General features: G+C 67.4%; 10 protein-coding genes. 2 read left to right on the top strand and 8 right to left on the bottom strand.

Features of this window, described 5'->3' with window-relative positions; translation table 11 throughout:
- Positions 1–58: 58 nt before the first annotated feature.
- Genes phbB through ACNA0R_RS25030 form a run of 4 tightly spaced genes read right to left on the bottom strand, consistent with a single transcriptional unit; the run spans position 59 to position 4,324 of the window.
- A complete protein-coding gene (phbB, locus tag ACNA0R_RS25045) occupies positions 59–796 on the bottom strand; it encodes an acetoacetyl-CoA reductase (protein WP_415828783.1) in 738 nt (245 codons plus the stop codon).
- A 19-nt stretch (positions 797–815) separates the two neighbouring features.
- Positions 816–2,456, bottom strand: coding sequence for a class I poly(R)-hydroxyalkanoic acid synthase (phaC, locus tag ACNA0R_RS25040; RefSeq protein WP_415828782.1), 1,641 nt, complete (start codon positions 2,454–2,456; stop codon positions 816–818).
- Positions 2,457–2,514: 58 nt separating this feature from the next.
- Positions 2,515–3,309, bottom strand: coding sequence for a peptidoglycan editing factor PgeF (gene pgeF / locus ACNA0R_RS25035; protein ID WP_415828845.1), 795 nt, complete (start codon positions 3,307–3,309; stop codon positions 2,515–2,517).
- A 55-nt stretch (positions 3,310–3,364) separates the two neighbouring features.
- The gene (locus tag ACNA0R_RS25030) at positions 3,365–4,324 is read right to left on the bottom strand and encodes an RluA family pseudouridine synthase (protein WP_415828781.1); all 960 of its coding nucleotides are present in this window, start codon (positions 4,322–4,324) and stop codon (positions 3,365–3,367) included.
- A gap of 124 nt (positions 4,325–4,448) precedes the next feature.
- Between ACNA0R_RS25030 and ACNA0R_RS25025 the strand changes: the two genes are divergently transcribed.
- On the top strand, positions 4,449–5,231 hold the full coding sequence (locus ACNA0R_RS25025) for an outer membrane protein assembly factor BamD (RefSeq protein WP_415828844.1): 783 nt from the start codon (positions 4,449–4,451) through the stop codon (positions 5,229–5,231).
- 122 nt (positions 5,232–5,353) lie between these two features.
- Here ACNA0R_RS25025 and ACNA0R_RS25020 read toward each other — a convergent pair whose 3' ends face one another.
- Positions 5,354–7,570 (bottom strand): ATP-dependent DNA helicase, encoded by a 2,217-nt coding sequence (locus tag ACNA0R_RS25020; RefSeq protein WP_415828780.1) that lies wholly within the window; start codon positions 7,568–7,570, stop codon positions 5,354–5,356.
- 162 nt (positions 7,571–7,732) lie between these two features.
- Here ACNA0R_RS25020 and tex point away from each other — a divergent pair, with 162 nt between their 5' ends.
- Positions 7,733–10,135 (top strand): RNA-binding transcriptional accessory protein Tex, encoded by a 2,403-nt coding sequence (tex, locus tag ACNA0R_RS25015; protein WP_415828779.1) that lies wholly within the window; start codon positions 7,733–7,735, stop codon positions 10,133–10,135.
- A 20-nt stretch (positions 10,136–10,155) separates the two neighbouring features.
- Here the strand turns inward: tex and ACNA0R_RS25010 are convergent, their stop codons facing one another.
- The 3 genes from ACNA0R_RS25010 to ACNA0R_RS25000 form a co-directional block, all read right to left on the bottom strand.
- Entirely contained in the window at positions 10,156–14,982 is a 4,827-nt protein-coding gene (locus tag ACNA0R_RS25010) for an NEL-type E3 ubiquitin ligase domain-containing protein (protein WP_415828778.1), read from the bottom strand.
- Entirely contained in the window at positions 14,979–19,766 is a 4,788-nt protein-coding gene (locus ACNA0R_RS25005; RefSeq protein WP_415828777.1) for an NEL-type E3 ubiquitin ligase domain-containing protein, read from the bottom strand. The genes ACNA0R_RS25010 and ACNA0R_RS25005 overlap by 4 nt, the downstream gene beginning before the upstream one ends.
- Positions 19,767–19,863: 97 nt before the next feature.
- The gene (locus ACNA0R_RS25000; protein WP_415828776.1) at positions 19,864–24,561 is read right to left on the bottom strand and encodes an NEL-type E3 ubiquitin ligase domain-containing protein; all 4,698 of its coding nucleotides are present in this window, start codon (positions 24,559–24,561) and stop codon (positions 19,864–19,866) included.
- Between the last annotated feature and the right edge of the window lie 26 nt (positions 24,562–24,587).

The raw sequence follows: 24,587 nt of genomic DNA, 5'->3' as shown, positions 1-24,587 counted from the left end.
TTGTACTTATGGTGCGATGTCGGGTTGATAGGGCCGCGCGGCTTAATGCCTTAATGCCTTAATGCATATGCAAGCCGCCGTTCAACGAAAAGTCCGCGCCCGTGGCGAAGCCCGATTGGTCGGACGCCAGCCACGAAACCATGGAAGCGATTTCCTCCGGCGTGCCCAGGCGCCGCACGGGAATGGTCGCGACGATTTTCTCCAATACGTCGGGACGGATGGCGCGCACCATGTCCGTACCGATATAGCCGGGCGATACGGTATTGACCGTCACTCCCTTGCTGGCCACTTCCTGCGCCAGCGCCATGGTAAATCCATGGATGCCGGCCTTGGCCGTGGAATAGTTGGTTTGTCCGAACTGGCCTTTCTGGCCGTTGACCGAACTGATGTTGATGATACGGCCCCATTGCTGGTCCACCATGGGGTCCAGCACCTGCTTGGTCACATTGAACAGGCTGTTGAGGTTGGTGTCGATCACGGCGCGCCAGTCATCCAGCGTCATTTTGCGAAACAAGCCATCGCGCGTGATACCCGCGTTGTTGACCAGGACGTCCACCGTGCCGTAGTCGGCGCGCACTTTTTCGAAGGCCTGCGCCGTGGAGTCCCAATCCGAAACATTACCCACGGAAGCATAGAAGGTATAGCCCTGCGCCGCCTGTTCATCCAGCCATTGCTGGTAATTCCGGCTGGGCCCGCATCCCGCGACTACGCGGAAGCCGTCCTTGGCAAGCCGTTGGCAGATCGAAGTTCCTATGCCGCCCATGCCGCCCGTCACGTATGCCAGTTTTCCGCTCATCGATATTCTCCTTTGCCGTTCATGTGGCCCTGACCTTCACATAGCGTCCGGGCGCGGGTTCGATCGGGGTGTATTTCGCGTTGCCCGCGCGCGAGGGCGCCTTGATCTTCCGGCCGGCATGTTGCGCCAGCCAGGCTGTCCAGTCGGGCCACCAGCTGCCCGGGTGTTCCTGCGCGCGCGCCAGCCAGGCGGAAGGGTCGCCCGGCAGCGCGCCGCGTCCATTGCCGTCCGCGGGATTTGTCGTCCAGTAGCTGCGGCGTTGTTTCGCGGGCGGGTTGATCACGCCCGCGATATGTCCCGAAGCGCCGAGGACGAAGCGTTGCGTTCCGCGCAGCAGCTGCGTGGACGCATACGCGGACGTCCAGGGCACGATATGGTCTTCGCGCGACCCGAAGATATAGGCCGGCATATCCAGGGCCGTCAGGTCCAGCGGCACATCGCTTACGGCGCAGCGCCCCGGCACCTTCAGGTTGTTTTCAAGATAGGTGTTGCGGAAGTACCAGGCAAAGAAAGGCCCCGGCAGGTTGGTACTGTCCGCATTCCAGAACAACAGGTCGAAAGCCGGCGGCTGGCGCCCCTTCAGATAGTTGTCGACGACGTAATTCCACACCAATTCGTTGGGCCGCAGGAAGGCGAAGGTGGTCGCCAGTTCGAGGCCGGACATGAGGCCGCCGCCGCCCAGTTGGCGTTCGCGCAGCAAGGCATGGGTTTCATCCACGAATACGTTCAGAATGCCGGTATCGCGGAAGTCCAGCAAGGCCGTCAGCAAGGTCAAGGCCGCGACGGGCTTTTCGCCGCGCGCGTGGGCCAGGGCCAGCGCCGAGGCCAGCAGCGTGCCGCCCACGCAGAAGCCCAGGGCATTGACCTGCGGCTGCCCGGTGATCTCACCAGCGACGCGCAAGGCCGGCAGTACGGCGTTTTCCAGATAGTCGTCCCACCGCGCGCGGTCGACGCCGTCGTCGTCCGCCGGCACGGGATTGCGCCACGACATCATGAAAACCGTGTAGCCCGCTTCCACCGCGTGCCGCACGAAGGAATTGGCCGGCTGCAGGTCCAGGATGTAGAACTTGTTGATGTTGGGCGGGACGATGACCAGCGGCCGTTCATGCACGGTCGGCGTGGACGGCGTGTACTGGATCAGCTGGAACAGCGCGTTCTCGAATACCACCTGGCCCGGCGTGACCGCCACGTTCACGCCGATTTCGAACTGGCTTTCGTCGGTCTGCGTGATGCGGCCCTTGCGCACATCGTTCAACAGATTGGCCAGGCCTGCGTTCAGGGCCTTGCCGGCGGTGGCGACGATGGATTCCTGCGCATCGGGATTCAAGGCCAGGAAGTTCGACGGCGCGATGGCATCCAGCCATTGCATGATGGAAAAACGCAGGCGGTCGCGCAGCGGTTCGCTGACGCTGGCGGCGTCCACCATGCGTTGCATGGCGCGCGCGGACAGCAGATAGGCGTGGGCCATGGCCAGATGATTGGGGCTGCGGCGCCAGGCATCGCTGGCGAAACGCTTGTCCGGCGGCGGTTCCAGGCGCCCGGCGCGGGCATCGTCGGTCAGACGCTGCCAGTCGCGGGAGAAATCCGCCTGTATCTGCGCCAGGACGTCTGGCGCGACCCCCACCGGGACGGGCCATGCTGCGGATGGATGGGCAGTCACCTCGACACCTTGTTATGGACGCTTTTCAAAAGGATGGTGCATTGCGGTGCAGGCAGTGTCAATGCGGGTATTCGAAGGGGCGCGTCGACAGCCAGGCCAGCAGGGCCATGCGGCCGGTCTGCCCGTCGCGGCGATAGGAAAAAAATCGCCCGGGGTCCGCGACCGTGCACAAGCCGCTGCGATGGACTTCGCGCACGCCGGCGCGGCGCAGCCGCAATTCGGCCAGGGCCGGCAGGTCGGCCAGCCATTTTCCGGGCAGGCCGGCGCGCGGCATGAACAGCGCCGCGGCTTCGCGGTCGGCCGGATCGAAAGCGTCGAGCACGTCGGCGCCGACCTCGAATGCCGCCGGGCCGATGCCGGGGCCGATCCAGGCCTGCCAGGACGAGGCATCCGGGCGCTTGCGGCGCAGCGCGTCCAGGGTGTTCTCCAGTACGCCGCCCGCCAGGCCGCGCCAGCCGGCGTGGGCCGCCCCCAGCGCGCGCCCGCTCGTGTCGGCGATCAGCACCGGCAGGCAGTCGGCCACCATGATGGCCAGCGGGCGGTCGGCGCTAGTGGTCACGGCGGCATCGGCGGCCGGCTCGCTTTCCACTGAATTTCCCGCTGGATTTTCCGCCGCGGATTCCGCCGGGCGATCCGCGTCGACGACGCGCGTGCCATGCACCTGCCGCAGCCACAGGGGCTCGGCCGGCAACAACGCCCGCAAGCGGCGCCGGTTCTCCTCCACGGCTTCCGGCCGGTCGCCGGCGCGCAGGCCCAGGTTCAAGGTGTCGTGCGGCGCGGTGCCGACGCCGCCCGCGCGGGTGGTGCAGAAATAGTGCACGCCGGTCCAGCGCGGGCCGGTCACGACCGGCAGGCTGGCCGCCCCGTCCCGTTGGGATGATGATGCGCGAAGATCCACTCGATCCCTCTCAATCGTTCCAGGCGATGGCCTGGCAGGTGCTTGCCATGTCCGCCGGCGGGGCGGCCTCGAATGACCGCGGCTCCCCGTCGGCGGGGTCGTCGAAGCGCAGCGCGCGCGCGTGCAGCATCTGCCGGGTCGCGCCGGCGAGCGCTTTGCCGCCGTACAGCGTGTCGCCCAGCAGCGGATGCCCCAGGCTGGCCAGGTGCACCCGGATCTGATGCGTACGGCCGGTTTCCAGCCGGCAGGTTACCCGGGACACCCGCAGGCCGTCGGCCAGGCCGGTGGCGACGGGGGTGTAATGCGTAACCGCATGCTTGGCCGCGATGGGCCGTTCCACGCTCATCCGTACCGGTACCCGCGGATCGCGGCCCACCGGGCGGTCCACAGTGCCCGGCGCCGTGATCCAGCCGTGCGCCAGGGCCAGGTATTCGCGGCCCATGGAACGCGCCTGCAGCTGGCGCACCAGGTGCGTCTGCGCCTGTTCGGTGCGGGCGACCACCAGCAGGCCCGACGTATCCTTGTCCAGGCGGTGCACGATGCCGGCGCGCGCCACCCCGCGCAATTCGGGATAGCGAAACAGCAAACCGTTGAGCAGCGTACCTGTCCAGTTGCCGGCGCCGGGGTGCGTGACCAGCCCCGCCGGTTTGTCGACCACGATCCAGGCGGGGCTGTCGGCCACGACGCGGAATTCCACGGGTTCGGGTTCGAAGGCCTGGGCGTCCGGCGCCGGCTGCTCCCAGACGGCGATCAGGTCGCCCGGCCCGACGGGCTGGCGCACCTTGGCCGGCGCGCCGTTCACCTGCACGTAACCCGCTTCGATCCAGCCCTGCAGGCGGCTGCGGGAATGGCCCGGAAGCAGGCCAGCCAGCACTTTGTCCAGGCGGTCGGCCTGGAGGGTATCCGGGACGCGCAAAACCTGCGGTTCGTCATCGGAGGGAAGATCCGCGCTGGCGGCTAACTCGGACATGGAGACAAATCATATAATCGACGCAGCCAGCCATGCTAACACCAAGGAAATGACCGTCGTGACTTCCCGCGTCCCCGCCCACCAGTTTTCCCTTTCCCGCCTCGGGTCGGTCGCGCGCCTGTGCATGGCGCTTGTGTTTACCGCCCTGCTGGCGGCTTGCGCCACCAACGGCACCAAGTACGACAAGACCGCCAACTGGAGCGCCGAACAGCTCTACAACGACGCCAAGCAGGAAATGGACGCCGGCAACTGGAAAGATGCCCGCGAACGCCTGACGGCCGTCGAAAGCCGCTACCCCTTCGGCGTCTACGCGCAGCAGGCGCTGATGAACCTGGCGTACGTCAACTGGAAAGACGGCGACAACGACCAGGCCCTGGCCGCCATCGATCGTTTCCAGCAGTTGTACCCCAACCATCCCGGCACCGACTACGTGCTGTATCTGAAGGGGCTGATCAATTTCACGCCGGCCAGCGCCTTCATGACCAACATCACCGGCCAGGATCCCAGCGAGCGCGACCCCAAGGGCCTGCGCGCGTCGTATGACGCCTTCAACGAGCTGATCAAGCGCTACCCCGACAGCAAGTACACGCCGGATGCCCGCCTGCGCGTGGTCTGGCTGGTGAACGCCATCGCCATGAATGAAGTCCACGTCGCCCGCTACTACTACGAGCGCGGCGCCTATGTCGCGGCCGCCAATCGGGCGCAGATGGTGATCACGGACTTCCAGGGCGCGTCGGCTTCGGAAGAAGCGCTGTACATCCTGTACAAGTCCTATGAGCAGTTGAAGATGCCCCAGCTGGAAGCCGACGCCAAGCGGGTGCTGAATACCAACTTCCCGAACAGCAAGTACCCGACGCAGGGCTTCAAGCAGGACAAGGCCTGGTGGGATCCCTGGGGCTGGATGTAAGCCTCGGTGTGTAAGCCTCGGTTCGGCGGGACGCGTCCGTCCTGGCGGCGCGGCCCGATGCAAGACCAAAAACGCCCCTTCGGGGCGTTTTGCTTTGGCGGTCCCGCCGCCACGGGCTGCCCCTATGTGGCGTCAGCGGGCGCGGCGCCTGGCGTCGGCATCGGCGGGGAGCCTTCCTGGGCCTTGCGCTCCAGGAAAGCCACGGCTTCGTTCAGTTCGCGCGTGCGGGCGAACGGGGGCAGGCCGCGCCACAGGCGCTTGCCATAGCCCTTTTCCACCAGGCGCACGTCGCCCACCATCAACACGCCCCAATCCGCCATGGTGCGGATCAGGCGGCCGGCGCCCTGCTTCAAGGCGATCGCGGCTTCCGGCAATTGATATTCGGCGAAGGGGTTGCCGCCCCGTGCGCGGCATTCGCGCAGGCGGGCCTCGATGACCGGGTCGTCCGGCGGCGCGAACGGCAGCTTGTCGATCGCCACCAGGGTCAGCACATCGCCGGGCAGATCGATGCCTTCCCAGAAGCTGGCGCTGCCCACCAGTACCGGATGCGTCAGGGTGCGGAAGCGTTCCAGCAGATCGCGCCGCGTGCCCTCGCCTTGCCGCAGCAGGGGCCATTCGACGCCATCGTCGTCGAAGGCGTCGGCCAGCAGGTTGGCGAAGCGATCCACCGCGCGCAACGTCGTGCACAGCACCAGCGCGCCGCCGGGACTGGCGTGCAGCAAGGGCATCAGCGTCGCGACGAAGCGCTCGGCGAAGCCGGGCGCCTGTGGTTCGGGCAGGTCTTTGGGGACGAACAACAGACCTTGCGAGCCGTAATCGAAGGGCGATTCCCAATGGCCGGTCGCCGCATCGTCCAGTCCCAGCTGGCGCGTGAAGTGGCCGAAATCCCCATGCACCGATAGCGTGGCGGATGTCAGGACCCAGGCCTGGCCTGGCTTGCGGTATTTGGAAAATGCCTGCGCCACGGACAAGGGGGCGGCATGCAGGCGCACGTGATGCGTGCCGTGCTCGACCCAGCGCACGGCGGGTCCGGTCCAGTCGACCAGCGGCGAGGCGGCGCGGGACGACGCCGTCGACGCCGAGCTGGTCGCGGGCGCCGATGGCGCGCCCTGCTGCCCAGCCGCAGCGCCGTCGATGGCGGACACGCCGGCCGCCATCGCCGCGGACCAGGCCGCGATGATGGTTTCATCGCTCTCGCCCGCCGTCTTATCCGGCCCGGCCTGCGCGGGGGAATCCGCCCCATCGGGCAGCGCCGGCGGCGCCCAGCGTTTCAGCCGTATCAGGATTTCCGCGCCCTGGCGCGCCGCGGCGGCCAGGTCCGGATGTTTCTCCGCCACCTGGGTCAGGCCACGCGTCACCGCGTGCACGGCCGCATCCAGATTGCGCAAGGCTTCATGGAAGCCATCCGCGTCCGGCACGGCTTCGAAGTTGGCCTTGCGGCCGGGCATCTGCTCGATGGCGCCGCAGGACAGGCGCAGTTCGCGCGCCGCGTGCTCCAGCTTGCGCGAGGCCTCGCCCCAGTTCATGGCTTCGCGCGCGTAGGCCAGGCCGACGGCCTCGGCGGTGCGGCCGAAGTCCAGCAGCTGGTGGGTCGACAGGCTGCTGCCCAGGAACCGCGTGGCGGTGTCCGGCAATTGATGGGCTTCGTCGAAGATGACCGTATCGGCTTCCGGCAGCAGATCGGTCACGCCTTCTTCGCGCAGCACCAGGTCCGCCATGAACAAGGCATGGTTGATGACCACCACGTCGGCTTCCTGGGCCTGGCGCCGCGCCTTGACCACGAAGCAATCGCGGATGCGCGGGCACTCCTGGCCCAGGCAGTTTTCGCGCGTGGACGTCGCGCGCTGCCAGATGTCGGCATCTTCCGGCACCTGCGCCAGGTCGGCGCGGTCGCCCGTCTTGGTATGCGCCGCGAAACGCTGGATGTGCCGCAGCTGGCTGATCTCCGCGCGGGACTTCAACGCGCGGTCATCGCCCGACAGGCGGTCCAGGTGATAGTGGCACAGATAGTTGCCGCGCCCCTTGAGCAGCGCCGCCGTGACCGGTACCGCCAGCGCGGCGCGCACCCGCGGCAGATCGCGGTTGAACAACTGGTCCTGCAGGGTGCGCGTGCCCGTGGAAATCAGCACCTTGCCGCCGTTCAGGAATGCCGGCACCAGATACGCCCAGGTCTTGCCGATACCGGTTCCCGCTTCGGCGACCAGGGTGGACCGCCGCGTAATGGCCTGCTCGATGGCCTCTGCCAGCTCTACCTGGGATTGACGCAGGCGGTAGCCGGGCGACGCTTTGGCAAGCGGGCCGTCTTCGGCGAAATATTCGGCAAGCTCCAGGTGCAGCATGGACAAACGTAGTGAGCGGACAGCCTGGAATCATACCGTCCGTGGGCCAGCCGGCCCTTAAAGAGGGACAAAATCATCCCAGGCGCATTTTTTCGCGGCCGCCCCTTGTGGCAAAATCCGGCGCTTGTTTTTCCTTGTCTTTCCTTCTTTGTCGCCCAACAGATGCCCGAGATCTCCGCTACTACGTCCGTCACCGCACCCGCCGTCGACCAGGCCCGCATCATCGCGCAGCTCGCCACCGAGCTCGGCGCGCGGCCCAACCAGGTCGCCGCCGCGGTCGAACTGCTGGACGATGGCGCCACGGTGCCCTTCATCGCGCGCTATCGCAAGGAAGCCACCGGCGGCCTGGACGATACCGTGCTGCGCAATCTGGAAGTCCGCCTGGGCTATCTGCGCGAACTGGAAGAACGCCGCGCCGCCATCCTGGAATCCATCGGGCAGCAAGGCAAGCTGACGCCGGAACTGCAGCAGGAAATCGCCACCGCCGACACCAAGCAGCGGCTGGAAGACCTGTACGCGCCGTACAAGCCCAAGCGGCGCACCCGCGCCCAGATCGCCCGCGAAGCCGGCCTGGAGCCGCTGGCCGACGCCATCCTGGCCGATACGGCCTGCGACCCCGCGGCGCTGGCGCAGCAATACCTGAATCCGGAAGCGTCCATCAACGACGCCAAGGCGGCGCTGGACGGCGCGCGCGACATCCTGGCGGAACGCTACGCGGAAAACGCCGACCTGCTGGCCGATATGCGCGAATACCTGTGGTCGACCGGACTGCTGTATTCCAAGATGGCGGAAGGCAAGGAAACGGAAGGCGCGAATTTCCGCGACTGGTTCGACTTCAGCGAGCCGCTGCGCACCCTGCCGTCGCACCGTGTCCTGGCGCTGCTGCGCGGCCGCCAGCAAGGCGTGCTGGAGCTGCGGCTGGGCCTGGAAGCGGAACAGGAAGCCCTCACTCCGCATCCCTGCGTGGCGCGCATCGCCAAGCTGCTGGCACTGGGCCCCAACCTGTTCGACATCGACGCCACGCCGCGCAATCGCTGGCTGGGTGAAGTCTGCCGCTGGACCTGGCGCGTCAAACTGCTGTCGGCCTTCGAAAGCGAACTCGTGGGCCGCCTGCGCGAAAGCGCCGAAGCCGAAGCCATCCGCGTATTCTCCGCAAACCTCAAGGACTTGCTGCTGGCCGCGCCGGCCGGGCCGCGCGCCGTGCTGGGGCTGGACCCGGGCATACGCACCGGCGTCAAAGTGGCGGCCATCGACCAGACCGGCAAGGTGGTGCAGACGGCCACGGTCTATCCCTTCGAACCGCGCCGGGACCGCGAAGGCGCCATCGCCGCGCTGGCCGCCATCGCCGCCAAGCATAAGATCGAACTCGTCGCCATCGGCAACGGCACGGCCTCGCGCGAAACGGAAAAGCTGGTCGGCGAGCTGATGTCGCGCTTCCCCGAACTGGGGCTGACCCGTGTCGTCGTTTCGGAAGCCGGCGCGTCCGTGTACTCCGCATCGGAGCTGGCGGCGCAGGAATTCCCGGACCTGGACGTCAGCCTGCGCGGCGCGGTGTCCATCGCCCGCCGCCTGCAGGATCCGCTGGCCGAGCTCGTCAAGATCGAACCCAAGGCCATCGGCGTGGGCCAATACCAGCACGACGTCAACCAGCGCGAACTGGCGCGCTCGCTGGACGCCGTCATCGAAGACTGCGTCAATGCCGTGGGCGTCGACGTGAATACGGCCTCCGCCGCGCTGCTGTCGCGCGTATCGGGCCTGAACTCGCTGCTGGCCAAGAATATCGTCTCGTGGCGCGACGACAATGGCGCCTTTCCCTCGCGCGACGCGCTGCGCAAAGTGCCCCGCTTCGGCGACAAGGCCTTCGAACAGGCGGCCGGTTTCCTGCGCATCCTGAACGGCGAAAACCCGCTGGACGCGTCGTCCGTGCACCCGGAAGCCTATCCGGTCGTCGAACGCATCCTGGCCAAGATCCAATCCGACGTGCGCAAGGTGCTGGGCCAGCGCGAAGCGCTGAAGGGCCTGTCGCCCGCCGAATTCACCGACGAACGCTTCGGCGTGCCGACGGTGCGCGATATCTTCGCGGAACTGGAAAAACCCGGCCGCGATCCGCGCCCGGAGTTCAAGACCGCGCAGTTCAAGGAAGGCGTCGAAACGCTGAACGATCTGCACGAAGGCATGATCCTGGAAGGCGTCGTCACCAACGTCGCCAACTTCGGCGCCTTCGTCGATATCGGGGTGCACCAGGACGGCCTGGTCCATATCTCCGCCCTGTCGGAAAAATTCGTCAAGGATCCGCGCGACGTGGTGCGGGTCGGACAGACCGTGCAGGTCAAGGTGCTGGAAGTGGACGTGGCGCGCAAACGCGTGGCGTTGACCATGCGGCTGAACGACAGCGCGGCGCCAGCGCGACGCGCGGGCGGCGGCGACGGCCGCGGTGCCGGCGCGGCCAAACCGGGCGGCGATCGTTCACGCCGCAATGGCCCGGACAGCCGCGGCGGCGCCGCGCCGGCGGGCGGCGCGATGGCCGACGCCATGGCACAGGCACTGGCCAAGCTCAGGCGCTGACGGATCGCCTGGCCCGCGGGCTACACATACGCCCGCGTCAATGGCGCCATGGCGCGATACCGGATCTGCCGCATAACGCCCGGGCCCAGGTTCCTGCGGGCATCTTCCAGGAGCGCGGCGTCGCCCGCCGGCAGGTCCAGCCTGGCGATCTCCGCCTCCAATGCCTGCTCGAATTGGGCGTCCAACGCCGCTCGAGCGGCCTGTTCCGCCCGGGTATATGCCTGGGCGTCGCGGCGTTTCAGAAAGGTCTGCCAAGGCGCATAGTCCAGCACCAGGAACTGGTCGAACTCCTCGCGCTCCCGCGCCAATACGGTCCGCCGCGCGTCGGCCAGGTCCTCCGGGGTTACCGACGACGAGTCGTAGAACTGCATCCTGGGTGCCAGCAGCTTCAAGTCCAGCGCATCGCGCAAGTGCACCAGGTATGCCAGATATACCTCGACGGCATCGACCATCGGTTTCGGGTCCGGCCTCCGCGCTGCCTCGTCCAACAATGCGCGTTCCTTGGCCCGCGCGATCTCGTTCAATGCATTGATCCGGAACACCTCACGGGCGATCCCCACGAGCTCTTCGATGCGCTCGTCGTAGAGTCCGTTGCGGGCGTCGTCATCCCGACGCAACACCTGCAGGTCGTTCCAGACCGATACGATGCCGTCGTCGCAGCTCGCCGAGGCCTCGACGCATACGCCCAGGCTCGCGTGGAGAAGCGACTCCCGTTCGGGCTTGGAGATCTCCACCAGCCACTCCTCCACCTGGGCGCGGAAACCGGCATCGCGATAACTCGCCGTCTCGCGCAAACGCTGCAGGAACAGAGCGAACTGCACCGCCTCTTCCCGCGTGCCCATGGCGTGCTCGATGGCTTCCCACCGCGCCTGCGCGTCCTCGGACGGTCGGCTCCACCAATGCCAGACCACCCGGCTCAAGGCATGCGCGCGCGCACCGGGTTCCTGGAAAAAGATGCGCGGGCCGTCGCGGCCTTCCGCGATAAGTGGAATGCTTCCGGGCGCAAGGGGATTGCCGTCAAGATAGATCCGGCATCCTTGCAGTGCCGTGATCGTGGCCGGCAGCCGTTCGATGGCGTTATGCTGGGCCGAAAGAAAAACCAGGCCCGAGGGCAGATTGTCGGGCAGGCGCCACAAGCGGTTGCGCGACACCACGAACATCTCCAGGCCCCCCGGCAAGCTGTCCGGCAAGGACGTCAGCATATTGGAGTGCGCATCCAGGACGACCAGGGTATCCGGCAAGGGCGGCAGCGACTGCAGCCGGTTGGCCGATATGTCCAGCTCGCGCAGCCCCGCGGGCAGCGGCCCCGACAGCTGGGCCAGCCGGTTGTTCGCCGCCAGCAGTACCTTCAGGCCCTCGGGCAGATCGGCTGGGAACCGTATCAGCATATTGTTGCTTACGTCGAGCAGGCGCAAGCCCCGTGGCAAACCTTCAGGGAGGACGGCCAGATTGTTCTCGCTGATGACCAACTCCTTCAGCCCCGCGGGCAATCGGGGTAGGGCCGTCAGCCCGTTTTGCCTGATGTCCAGGCGCAACAGCCCGGCCGGCAAGGACAACGGCGCGCCCCTCAGCCAGTTGCGGGATACATCCAGGTGCGTCAAGCCGGGGGGCAGCCTCGCGGGCAACGCCGTCATCTCCGTGCGCTCGGCATAGAGCGCGGTCAGGCCTTCCGGCAAATGGCTCCAGTCGCGGATGGGATTGCCGGATAAGGACAGCACCTTGATATCGCGCGGCAACGGCGGCACGCTGTCCAGTCCGCGGCGCGACAAATCGACCTTCGCGGACCATCTGCCGTGGGCATGCCGCAGCAGCGACTTGAAGGTCGACCGGTCCAGGCCGCCGTAGCAGCGCAATTCCTGCAACTGCCGGCGCAGGTCCAGCACGGTCCATTCACGCGGCGTGTATACGCGCGTGCTGCCATCCGGTTGCACCACGGTGCGCGACCCGCCTGCCTCGCCGCGCGCGATCCAGGCGGACCAGGCCTGTTCCAATTGCGGATCGAGCCGCGGACCGCCATCGGTAAAGAGATCCAGGAATGGATCGCCGTTCTGCAATATTCCCGTCATGTTGTTATAGACCGCTGCCAGCTCCTGGACCGCTTGCTCCGTCGTGGCATATCGCAGCGAGTCCAGATCCAGGTGCCAGGGCGCGCCGTGTTCGGGCTGGGCCAGCGACGGCCGGACCAGCGCGGTGTTCGTGGCGTCGCGGATGACGATCTCCGGCGCCCGGCCAAGCAAATCGTAGTGCGCGGTCATGGCATGCAGGATCGCCTTGCCCCGGACATCGCCGCCGATCCGGTCCAGCAAGGCCCGCATCGCCTGGACCTGCTGGCGCGTCGCGCCACGCATGCCGGCGATCAATGCATCGTGCAAGCGCGCCACTCGGGCATCGCCGGGCGTCATCCACTCATCCGCGTCCGGAGCGGCGCATACACGGGACCTGGAGGCGCACGGCCGATATCCGCCCGCCAGCCCCGGCGCCTCCGCCTGGCGCCACAGCCCTTCATCCGCGTCGTGGACGAGGCGATGCGCGATGACATCGGGCGTCACGCCGTGCGGGGCCACGACGCGCCAAACTCGCCGCGCGGCGGTGGATACGGCAAGGTCCTCGCGCACCTGCACGTAGGCGGACCCCAGGCTGGCATAGTGACTGCCATTCAGCATGATCGTGCCATCCGGTCCCGCGCGCCGGCGATCCAGGGCCGATAAGGTAGCCGGTGAAGCAATACGGTGTCGCTCCATGGCGGCGACGGGCATGGCTTGATGGAGCCAGCCACCGCTGTCGGCAACCAGCAGCGCGCCGATGCGCTCGCCGGCGGCATCGACCCGCGTATACGCGCCGGCCCGCTCGCCGTAGGGCAGCAAGGCCAGCGTATCGCCCCGCGTGTTATGTGCGGCGACCATGCGAATCGGGCTGATCGCATTGCGCGTTTCCGCGGTGGGCGTGGCGCTGCCGCCGACTCGCCATATGCCATCCGGGACCGCCCCGGCGCGCGTCCGCGCCGCCATGCTCTCCAGGATGCCGGCAAGCTTGGGCGCGTTCGGCCGCAAGGCCTGCGCCACCCGGCGCAGATCCAGGGGCCGCAGCCGCGCCCAGCCGTGGATGGCAGCCTCCGACACCGCTGCCCTGATACGGTGGCGCAGCAATGGAATACGGCGGGCCATGTGGCGCAGCCCATGCACCGCGGGCCCGCCCATGCGCGCGCCGGCGCGCAGCGCCGTGCCCAGCCAGGGCGAGGTCGATTTCGCCACCGTCCCGGCCAGGCGGAATCCCGCGCCGATAAGCGGCACCAGCGTCAAGACGTCGACCCCGCCCATGGCGATGGCCAAGGGAATGTCACCTTTGCGCAGCGCGACGATCATCGCCCGCAAAGGGATCAGGTTCAACAGCATATTGATTCCACCTTCGGTGGATGTCTCTCCGCGAACCGCATCGCGCTCGCGCTCGATCTCGGCCTGGAACATACTGGACAACCACGTGTGGATAGAGGCTTGCGGACCGGAGGCCATCGCCTGTATGTCGACTTGCAAACGCCAGCGGCGCCAATCCGGTTCCCCGGGAGGAAGCACGGCGCCGTCCTCGAAGACCAGCTCGTGCTCGCGCTTCAGCCACGATTCCGTCGACGTACCGGGTGGAATGACCTGGACGGCGCCGCTGCGGCTGGAAATAAAACAGTGATGCTCTCCTCCGGCGCCGTGGACGGTAACCAGGAAACCACGCGACGGCATCTCGCCGTAGCGATAGGCGTAATAGTTGGGATACGGGTGGACGGCGGTCTTCATGCGCTTCAGGTGCCGTACGGTGGCGCGCGAGAGGGTCACGGTCGCGCCGGCAAGATCGACGGCGGCACTCCGCGCATGCATCGCCAGGCGGGCGCCCAGCCACTTCGCCAACAAATCGGCCATCCGCTGTTTATGCGCATCGAAACGTCCGCCGAACTCGGCATCCAGCGAGGCCGGCATTTCCCCGAGGATCCGGGCCGCCTCGGCTTCGGTGGGCATGCCACCCCCCGGCATCCGCATTCTCCGGACATCGTCGGCGGTCAGTGTGTCCTTGTTGAAGTAATAGTCGCCCGCCCGCCAGTTCAGTACCAGCCCGGGCGTGGGGCCGGTGATATCGTTGTAGGCATATACCGTCCCGCCGCCCTCCATCAGCGCGTCGGGATCGATGCCGTGGCGACGCAACAGCTCGGCGGCCAGCGCCTTGCGGGTCAGCAGCGGCGGTTCGGTGGCGAGGCCCTCGAGCGCCTCGTACAACTGAATTTCGTCCTTGAACGCCGCGTGGAGAAATGCGCCCAACTGCGCCGAGATCTTTTCCGTATCGCCAGCGGCCAATGCCGCGTCGTCCACCGCGCCTTCCAACCGCCCCAAGGCGAGCAAAACGTCGCCCGACGCGCCGGAGGTCAAGTGATCAGCCACGGTTTCCCGGCCCAAGGCAATCAGGCTATCGCGGTCGAAGTCGCCAGCGTCCAGGCCCAGCTCGCCGGCGGCCAGCACGCCGGCCTTGAAAAGCATGCGGCGCCGGCTGTCATGGCCGATGTCCCGCGGAACCTCGATGTCCGGCAGCGTGGGCACGCCCGGCGATCGCGGCAGCAAAAGCGCCAGTAGCCGCACGGCGTCGCCCGCGGTCAGGTCGACAGGCAACGGCGCGCCGTTGGCGGACGGCGCGGCCCGATTCGCGGCGGCGGATTGTCCCGGCGAAAAGCTGGCCAGCGCATGTGCCATCGCGCCGGCCTCCGGCCCGCCCAGGGACGATATCCCGCCGGGCGCCGTCACCTGTCCAGGCACGGACGATCCGGGTACGGCTGCAACGGCGGCGACCGAAGCGCTTGCGACGGGCGTACTCACGAGGAATGCAGCTCCCGCCGCAGCGCTCGGGTCAAGGGGGCCATGGCCTCGTAGCGGATCTGCCGCATGATGCCCGGCCCCAGGTCCTTCTCGGCGTCCGCCCGCGCGGCGGCGTTCTCCGGATCCAGGCCGAGCTTGGCGAGCTCTTTGTCCAATTCCCCGGTGAACTTCGCATCCAGGTCACGATGCGCGGCCTGTTCCGCCTCGGCATAAGCCTTGGCATCCTTGCGCTTCAGCAGGGTCTGCCAAGGCTCGTAATCCAGGACCAGGAATCGGTCGAATTCGGCGCGTTCGAGCGCTTGCACGGTATCGCGCGCCTTGCACAGATCGTGTGCCGTGACGGAGGAAAGGTCGTAGAACCGCATCATGGGCGCCACCATCGTCAGGCCCAGCACATCCCGCAGCCGGACGGCATAGGCCAGGTACAACTCCACCGGATCGATCACTACCCGCTCGCGCTCGTGCCGTCGGGCAAAGGCGGTCAATGCGTCGATGCGGAATATCTGCCTGGCGGTCTCCACGACTTCCTGCACCCGGTCGTCGAACAGGCCCGCGCGCACGTCATCGTTGGCACGCAGCATCTGTACATCGTTCCAGATGGAAATCAGCCCGTCCTCACAGGTCTCGCTGGCCCCTTGGCACAAGGCCAGCGTCTCGTCGAACAGCGAACGACGTTCCGGCCTGCTCAGATCCACCAGCCACGCTTCGACTTGGGCGCGGAAAGCCGGGTCGCGGTAGCTCACCGTCGTGCGCAACCTGTCCAGGACCAGAGCGAATTCCATGGCGTCGGCACGGCGGCCTAATGCCTGATCGATGGCATCCCACCGGGCTTGGGCGTCCACCGAAGGGCGGCTCCACCAATACCGGACCGCGCCGCCCACGGTGCGCGCGCGCTGGGCCACTGCGTTCGCGGAGTCATCAAAGAAAATGCGGGGACCGGCGCTGCCCACGACGATGAGCGGGACCGCCCCGGGAGCAAGCGGATTACCGTCCAGGTGTATCGAGCAGTGTTCCAGGTCCGCGATATTGCCGGGCAACTCCTCGATGGCATTGAGCTGGACAGCGAGCAGGCTCAGTCGATTCGGCAGATCATCGGGCAAGCGTGTCAGCCGGTTGCGTGGCGCGATAAGGACCTCAAGCCGCGGCGAAAGATTGCCGGGCAGCGTCTCCAGGATATTGTTTCCCGCTTCGAGGATCCGCAGCCATCGGGGCAGTTCGCCCAGCGACCGGAGGCGATTCCAGGACACGTCCAGTTCCTCCAGCCAGGCTGGCAAGGACGGCAGCTGATCCAGGCGATTGTGCTCCGCATGCAGCACGCGCATGGCCGGCGGCAGATCGTCCGGCAAGCGGGTCAACACATTGTTCGACACGTCCAGGAGTTCGAGTCCGCGCGGCAAGCCGTGCGGCAGCGCCTCCAGGCTATTCTCCTGGAGCACCAACTCTTTCAGGTCCTTGGGGAGCGCGGGCACGACAGTCAGGCGATTGCCGCCCAGTCCCAGGCGCAGCAGGCCGGCCGGGAAGACCAGCGATGCGCGCCCCAGCCGGTTCCCGGAGACGTTCAGCTCCAGCAACCCCGGCGGCAGATTGGCCGGAAGCGCCGACAGCCCGGTGGCTTCGGCATCCAGAACGGTCAAGCCATCGGGAAGCGCGCTCCAATTGCGGATGGGATTGTTCGATACGTTAAGCACCCTGGTATCGCGCGGCAGCGGCGGAATGCTGTCCAGCCCGCGATGGGAGAGGTTCAGCTTCATGTCCCAGCGCCCGCGCTGGTTGCGCAGCACGGCCTTGAAGGTCGATTTGTCCAGGCCGCCATAGCAGCGCATTTCCCGTATCTGCCCCCGCAGATAGAGCACCGTTGCCTCCCGCTGCGTCAAGGCGGTTTCCGTCGTCAACGCATCCGGCCCGCGTTGCCCGCCGTGCGAGTTCCCCGCTATCCAGTCCACCCATGCCTGCTCCAGCCGCGCGTCGATGGGCGGATCGTTGCGGGCCAGCATGTCATCGAAGGGTCCGTCGTTCTGCAACACACCGGTCATATTGTTGTAGACCGCGGCCAGCTCCTGGATGACTGCCTCTGTCGACCCGAACCGCAGCGCATCCAGGTCAAGACGCCAGAGCTTGCCGGGCACGGGCCGGTCCAGCGACGGCCGCGCCCCCGCCGTGCCGGCCGCGCCGACCAGGGCGATTTCCGGCACCTCACCCAGCAAGTCGTAATACGCGCTAAAGGCGTTCAGAATCGCCTTGCCCCGGCGGTCTCCGGCGATGCGATCCAGCAGTGCGCGCAATGCACCGGCCTGTTCCGGCGTCGCGTCCCGCATACTCAAGACCAGCGCATCGCGGAACGCCGCCAATTGCGCCGCATCCGGAGCGACTCGCACCTCGCGTGAAGATGCCGCGGCGATCCGCGCACCGCCGCGCAGCCCCAGGCGCCCCTGCACCGCGCCGCCACCGGCCAGCCCGACGGCATCGGCCTGGCGCCACAAGCCGTGGACGCGGTCATACACCAGGCGATGCACGACCACATCGGGCACCGCGCCCGCCGGGGCGGCCACACGCCAGATTGGCCGCCCCGGCGTGGACCACGCCATGTCCCGTGTCACTTCGACATAATCGCTGCCGAGACGGGCGTAGTGGACGCCGTTGATCACGACCGTACCATCTGCCGCCCTGCGGCCCTTCTCCAGGACACGTATGGAATCGGGCGCATCGACGCGGTAACGGCCCAGGCTGGCCACGGGCATTGTCTGGTGCAACCAGCCCTCGCTATCGGCGACCAGCAGCGCGCCGACACGCCGGCCGGCGGTGGTGACCTGGGTATACGCGCCGGCGCGTTCGCCATAAGGCAGCAAGCGCAGCTTGCCGCCCTGCAAGCTGCGCGCGATGACCGGAGACATGGGATGGATGGCGCCGGACGCCGTCGGCGATGCCATGGCCGCGCCGTGGACCCGCCATACGCCATCCGGGATGGCCGGCGCGCGCGCCCGGGCCGCGATTCTTTCCAGGATATCGGCGAGCCCGGGCGTAGTGGCCCTGAGGGCCTGCGCGATACGCCGGATATCCAGGGGCCGCAGGCGACCGAGGCCGCGGATCGCCGCGCCGCTCATGCCATTCCTGATGTAATCGCGTGCCAGGGGAATGCGCCCCGCCAAACGCCGCAGGCCGCCGGCCCCCGCGCGACCTGCCGCCGCACCGCCGAAGCGCAGGCCCAGCGACAGCCAGGGCGTGGCGGACCTGGCCGCGGCGCCAACCAGGCGGGCCCCGGTGCCGATAAGGGGCAGCAGGGACAGGACATCCACGCCACCATGCAAGACGGCCATGGAGATGTTCCCCTTCCGCAACTCGACCACCATGGCGCGGAAAGGAATCAAGTTCAGCAATGTATCCACGGCGTCTTCGGACCACGTCTGTCCGCGGGCCGCCTCCCGCACGTGTTCGATTTCGGCGGCGAACACATCGGCCGACCGCTCGCGGATGGACGCGTACGGGCCGGATGTCAGGTCCTGGATGTGTACGCGAGGCATCCATACTCCCGGACGCGCGCCCAGCCTGGCACGCGCCGCGCCTTCATCGAATACCAGATCACGCTTTTCGCGCAGCCATGCATCGACGGACCCGCCTGCCGGCAGCGCGTGCACTTGCCCGGTGCGGGTCGAAATAAAACACCGCTGCGTCGCGCCGGCAACCTCGATCGAAACCAGGAAACCGTGCGATACCGCGGTGCCATACGAATCGGAGAACTTCACGGAGTCGCTGGGACGCACGCCCATGGCCCGCGTGAAATACCGCATGTGCGCGCGCGATATCGTTACCGTGGCGCTGGCCAGGTCGATCGAAGCCTCCTTGGCATGCAGCGACAAGCGCGCGGACAGCCATTTCGCCAGCAAGGCCGACATCCGCTGCTTATGCGTGTCGAAGCGCCTGCCGAACTCGGCGTCCAGCGAGACCGGCAAAGCGGCGAGCAGGCGCCTGATTTGCGCCGGTGTCGGAGTCTTGCCCTCGAGCGTCTTCATGTTCCGGACGAAGCCGGCGTCCAGGCTGTCCCGGTTGAAGTAAAACTCGCCCGCCTTCCAGTCCCGCACCAGCGCCGGCGAAGACGACGATACGTCATCCAGGGCGCCGGAATAGCCGACGGCCAGCACAGCGTCCGGATCGATATCGTGTTCGCGCAACAGCGCATCGGCCAACTCTTGCCGGCCGCGCAGCGGCGGCTCCGTCGACAGCGCTTCCAGCGCCTGGTGCAAATCGATTTCCGCCTGGAATTCCGCCCGCAGGAACGCCGCGACCTGTCTGGCGATTTCGTCCTTGTCCCCCGCCGCCCAGGCCCCATCGTCCACCTTGCCTTCCAGACGCGCCACAACGACCAGGACACCGGCGGCGGTGCCGGACATCACATGGTCGGTAATGGTTTCCCGTCCCAGGGCGATCAGGACGTCCGGACTGAACCCGCCGGCGTCCAGGCCCAGTTCGCGCGCCGCCAGCACGCCGGCCCTGAAAGCCATCCTGCGACGGCTGTCCTGGGCGATGCCGGCTGGCACGGCGATGTGGGACAGCGCCTCCAGCGAGGGCGCTCGCGGCGGCAGGCACATGGCCAACAGTTTCCAGACATCCGTCAGCGACGCATCGCCGGAGACGGGCGCCGCCTCGGCCGGCGTACGCACTTCGGACAGCGCGCGGGCCATGCCGCCGCCCTGCTCGACCGCCCCATCCGGCTGCGCGCCTTCGTCCCCTTGCCACGCCGGTATCGGCAAGAGCGCGATACCGCCTGTGCTTACATTTTGTGTGTTCACCGATCAACCCCGACCAACGTGAGAATGACGCCGGACGTCATCCCGAAGGGAGCTGAGTCTTCGTAGGAAAATACTGGTTCCTGCCCACTACATCGGATCAGTCTGGTGGTGGCTGCGCCGGGACATCCTCCCGCGCCAGCAAGGCACGCGTCAACGGCGCCATGACACCGTAGCGGATCTCGCGCATGATCCTTGGCCCCAGATCCTTGCGGGCATCGTCCAGCAAGGCTGGGTCCGCCGGCAGCGCCAGGCTGGCGACCGCTTTTTCGAGTTCCTCGTCGAACCGTTCCCGCACCGCCTGGTCCGCCGCGGCTTCGGCGGCGGCATATGCCGCGGCATCCTTGCGTTTCAGCAAGGTCTGCCAGGGCGCATAGTCGAGCACCAGGAACGGGTCGAACTCATCGCGCTCGCGTGCCCGTACGATGTCCAGCGCCTCGGCCAGATATGCATCGGGCACCGCCAAGGCGTCATGGAATTGCATCTTGGGCGCCACGATGGTCAAGCGCAAGGCATCGCGCAAATGCACGACATGGGACAGGTACACCTCCAGCTGGTCGACCTGGCGTCCCCCGGGGCGGGCAGCGGCTTCCAGCAGCACGCGCTCCCGGCGCCGCGCGGCGTCGGTCAATGCCTTGATGCGAAACATCTGCCGCGCGAGGTCGACCGCATCCGCGACCCGCTCATCGTATAGACCCAAACGAATGTCGTCGTTGCGGTGCAAGAGCTGCAAGTCGTTCCAGACCGTGACGATGCGGTCGTCGCAGGTTTCCGTCGCGCCGCCGCACATGTCCAGCGTCTCCACCAGCAATGCCCTGCGTTCCGGCCTGGAAAGCGTCACCAGCCATTCCTCGACCTGGGCACGGAAGCCCGCATCGCCATGGCTTGCCGTATGGCGCAGCCGGACCAGGAACTGGCTGAATTCGACCGTCTTGTCGCGCAGGTGCAGGACACCCTCTATGGCTTCCCACCGCGCTTGCGCGTCCGGTGACGACCGCGCCAGCCACGGCCGGACCGCGTCGCTCAGGGTGAGCTGTTCCGCCGGATCCGCGAATGGTGCCGGGGCCAGGGAAAACCGCGGGCCGGCGCGACCGGGCGGAATGACCGGAATGTCACCGGCGCCAAGGAGATTGCCATCCAGGAAGATCCAGCATCGCGTCAACGCCGTGATAGTGGCGGGCAGCGCGTCTATCGCGTTGAATTGCAGCCCCAGAAACTCCAGTTGCGCCGGCAAGCGGGCCGGCAGGCGCCGCAGGCGATTGCGGGAGGCGATCAGCACCTCCAGGGTGCCGGGCAGGTCCTCGGGCAATGCGCTCAACCTGTTCGAACGCACATCCAGGACCCGCGGCTCCGCCGGCAACGCCGGCAAGGTCTCCAACATGTTGGAAGATAGATCGACCTCCCGCAGGCCAGCCGGCAGTGGATGCGGCAACGCGGCGAAGCGGTTACCGCGGGCCAGCAGGACTTCCAGGCCCGCGGGCAAATCCGCCGGCAGCTCCGTCAGTACATTGCCGTTGACATTGAGCAACCGCAATTCGACGGGCATCCCGGCGGGAAGCGCTTCCAGGGCGTTGTCGCTGACGACAAGTTCGCGCACGGTAGCGGGAAGCGCGGGCAGGCTCGCAAGCCTATTGTGTGCAATCTCCAAACGCTCCAGCCGCGGTGGCAGGACCATGTCCCGGTTTCTCAGCAAGTTGTTGGACACGTTCAAGTCGTGCAGGCTCGCGGGCAGATTCGGCGGCAGCGCCCTCATGTGTACCCGCTCCGCGCTGAGCACCGTCAAGCCTTGTGGAAGGTTGCGCCAATCCCGGATCGGATTATTGGAAAGGGACAACAGCCTGGTATCGGCGGGCAGCGGGGGCACACTGTCCAGGCGGCGTCCGGACAGATCGATTTTCATCGTCGTCCTGCCATCCGCGTGCCGCAACAGCGTCTTGAGCGCCGCCTGGTTCAAGCCTCCATAGCAGCGCGCTTCGCGCAACTGCACACGCAGATGGGACACGGTCGCCTGACGCCCGATGACGCCTGGGGCGCGCCGTCTTTGCAGGCCCATGGCGCCCACCGCGCCGCCGGCGCCGTGCGTGATCCACGCGGCCCAGGCCTGCTCCAGCTGAGGATCGAGCGGCGGTCCGCCCTGCGCCACCAGGGCCCCGAACGGGTCCATGTTCTGCAATATACCGGTCATATTGTTGTAGACCGCCGCGAGCTCCTGTACCGCCGCCTCGCTCCCGGTCACCCTCAACATGCCTAGATCCAGATACCAGGTCTTGCCAGGCATGGGGTGGTCCACGGAGGGCCTGGGCCGCGTCGCATGGACACCCTCGCGCAGGACAATATCCGGCGCCTCTCCCAGCAGCTCGTAGTGGGCGATCATGGCATTCAGGATCGCCTTGCCGCGCGGATTGCCCGCGATCCGATCCAGGAGGGCGCGCACCGCATCGACTTGCGCCTGTGTCGCGCCCCGCATGCCCGCCGTCAACGTATCGCGAAACCGCGCCAGCTGTGTCGCGTCGGGCGTCAGCCGCACCTCCGTGAGAGGCGTCGCCGGCACGGCGGCGGACCTGGCGCCCGCCGGCCGGAACCCGCCCGCCAGGCCAGGGGGCTCGACGCGGCGCCACAAGCCTTCATTCGGGTCATGCAGCAGGCGGTGCGCGACCAGGTCGGGCGTGACGCCGGGCGGCACCGCGGCCCGCCATATCGGCCGCGTGGGGGTGGACGCGGCAAGATCGCGCCGCACCTGCACATAGGCGGAGCCTAGGCGTGCGTAATGGTCGCCATCCAGCGTCACCGTTCCATCCGCGCTGGGCAGCCTGCCCTCCAAAGCCCGCAAGAGCGTCGGCGACGCAACGCGGTACCGCTCCACGCTGGCCACCGGCATGGTCTGGTGCAACCAGCCGCCGCTATCCGTCACCAGCAGGGCGCCCACGCGGCGTCCCGCGGTATCGACTTGGGAATACGCGCCGGCGCGCTCGCCGTAAGGCAGCAATGCCAGCCTGCCGCCTTGCAGATTCCGCGCCGTGACGCGGGAAACCGACGTAATCGCCTCGCCCCGGGAGGCCACGGCGGGGTGGCCCGCCACGCGCCACACGCCGTCGGGAATCGTCGCCCCGCGCGCGCGCGCCACGATTCCGTCCAGCATGCCGGCGAGCCGAGGCGCGGAGGCGCGCAAGGCCTGCGCCACGCGCGCGACGTCCAAGGGACGCAGGCGCCCCCATCCCTGTATGGCGAACTCCGTCAAGGTCGCCCGGACGCGGCTCCGCAACCCGGGCACGCGATCGACCACATGCCGCAGGCCGCCGGTCGACCAACCGCCCAGGCGGCCGCCCAGGCGCAAGCCCATCCCCAGCCAGGGCGCCGCCGACTTCGCCGCCGCCCCGCTCAGGCGCACGCCGGCGCCGATGAGCGGCACCAGCGACAACAGGTCCAGCCCCCCCATCATGATCGCCGTGGGAATATCACCGTTGCGCAGCGCCACCACCATCGCTCGAAAAGGAACCAGGTTCAACAGCGTATCGATCGCCCCCTCCGCGTACGTCTGCCCCCGCAATGCCTCACGATCGCGTTCGATCTGGGCCTGGAACGTGCCGGACAGCCATTCCTGTATGCTGTCGTGCGGTCCGGCGGCCATTTCCTGCACCTCGACATACGGAAGCAGCGCGGCCCCGCCCTCCTCCGACGGTTTGTAGACGGCGGGCTTTCCGAACACCAGCTCGCGCTCGCGCTTCATCCAGGAAGTCACGGACACATCGGGCGGCAGCGCGTGTATCTCGCCGGTACCATTGGCGATGAAGCAGCGATGCCCGCCCTCGACGGTTATCAGGAATCCGCCCGATGGCATCTTGCCCCGCACATCCCGATACAGGGTGCCGCGGCCCATTATCGACGTCGTCACGCGCTCGAAATGCTGCAGGGTGGCGCGCGCAATCGACACCCTCGCACCGTCCAGATTGATCGAAGCCCGCCTGGCATGCATGGACAGCCGCAGGGCCAGCCATTTGGCCAGCAGCGCCGACATATGCTGCTTGTGCGCGTCGAAACGCCTGCCGAATTCCGTGTCGAGCGATGCGGGCAAGGCCGCCAGCACGCGGGCGATATGGGCGGGCGTCGGCCTTGCGCCGGCGCGGGTTTTCATCCTTCCGATGACGGCGGCGCTCAGCTTGTCCGCCTGGAAGTAAAACTCGCCCGCCTTCTGATCGCGCACCAGCGGCGGCGAAGACGCCGATAGGTCGTGCATGATGGCGGGATAGGCTGTCTCCAGCCAGGCATCCGGATCGATGTCCTGCTCACGCAGCAGCGCATCGGCCAGCGCCTCGCGGCTCGGCGGTGAGGGCGCCGAGGCCAGGCCTTCCAGCGCCTGGTAGAGCTCGATCTCCGCCCGGAATTCCGTTTGCAGGAAGGCATCGACCTGCTCGGCGATTTTGTCGGTATCCCGCGCCTTCCACGCCGCGTCGTCCACCTTGCCCTCCTGACGCGCCACGGCGATGAGCACCTCGCTCACAGTGCCGGACAAGACATGATCGGCGATGGTCTCCCGCCCCAGGGCGATCAGCTCATCGGTACTGGATCCGCGGACATTCAGGCCCAACTCGCGCGCCGCCAGCGCGCCGGCGAAGAACGCCATCCGCAGGCGGCTATCGCCGGCGATCGCGTCGGGCACGGCAATATCGATGGGATCAGGCGGCCGAGGCGACGGCCGCCACAGGGAAAACAGCTTCCAGGCGTCGGCCAGTTCCAGGCCATTCGCGGCAGGCGACGGAGCGTCGCGAGCCAGGCGGACCTGGGCGAACGCTTTCGCCATTCCGCCCGCCCCGCCCACCCCCGCAT

The organism is Bordetella sputigena (assembly GCF_965137885.1).
Lineage (GTDB): Bacteria > Pseudomonadota > Gammaproteobacteria > Burkholderiales > Burkholderiaceae_B > Bordetella_C > Bordetella_C sputigena.
Note: the sequence above shows the minus strand (reverse complement) of the source record. Positions and strands in the feature narration are given on the sequence as shown.

Excerpts from the sequence above, each read along its gene's own strand:
- ACNA0R_RS25030 (WP_415828781.1), bottom strand. The coding sequence starts at position 4,324 with ATGTCCGAGTTAGCCGCCAGCGCGGATCTTCCCTCCGATGACGAACCG.
- ACNA0R_RS25025 (WP_415828844.1), top strand. The coding sequence starts at position 4,449 with ATGGCGCTTGTGTTTACCGCCCTGCTGGCGGCTTGCGCCACCAACGGC.
- phbB (WP_415828783.1), bottom strand. The coding sequence starts at position 796 with ATGAGCGGAAAACTGGCATACGTGACGGGCGGCATGGGCGGCATAGGA.
- tex (WP_415828779.1), top strand. The coding sequence starts at position 7,733 with ATGCCCGAGATCTCCGCTACTACGTCCGTCACCGCACCCGCCGTCGAC.
- ACNA0R_RS25020 (WP_415828780.1), bottom strand. The coding sequence starts at position 7,570 with ATGCTGCACCTGGAGCTTGCCGAATATTTCGCCGAAGACGGCCCGCTT.
- ACNA0R_RS25000 (WP_415828776.1), bottom strand. The coding sequence starts at position 24,561 with ATGGCGAAAGCGTTCGCCCAGGTCCGCCTGGCTCGCGACGCTCCGTCG.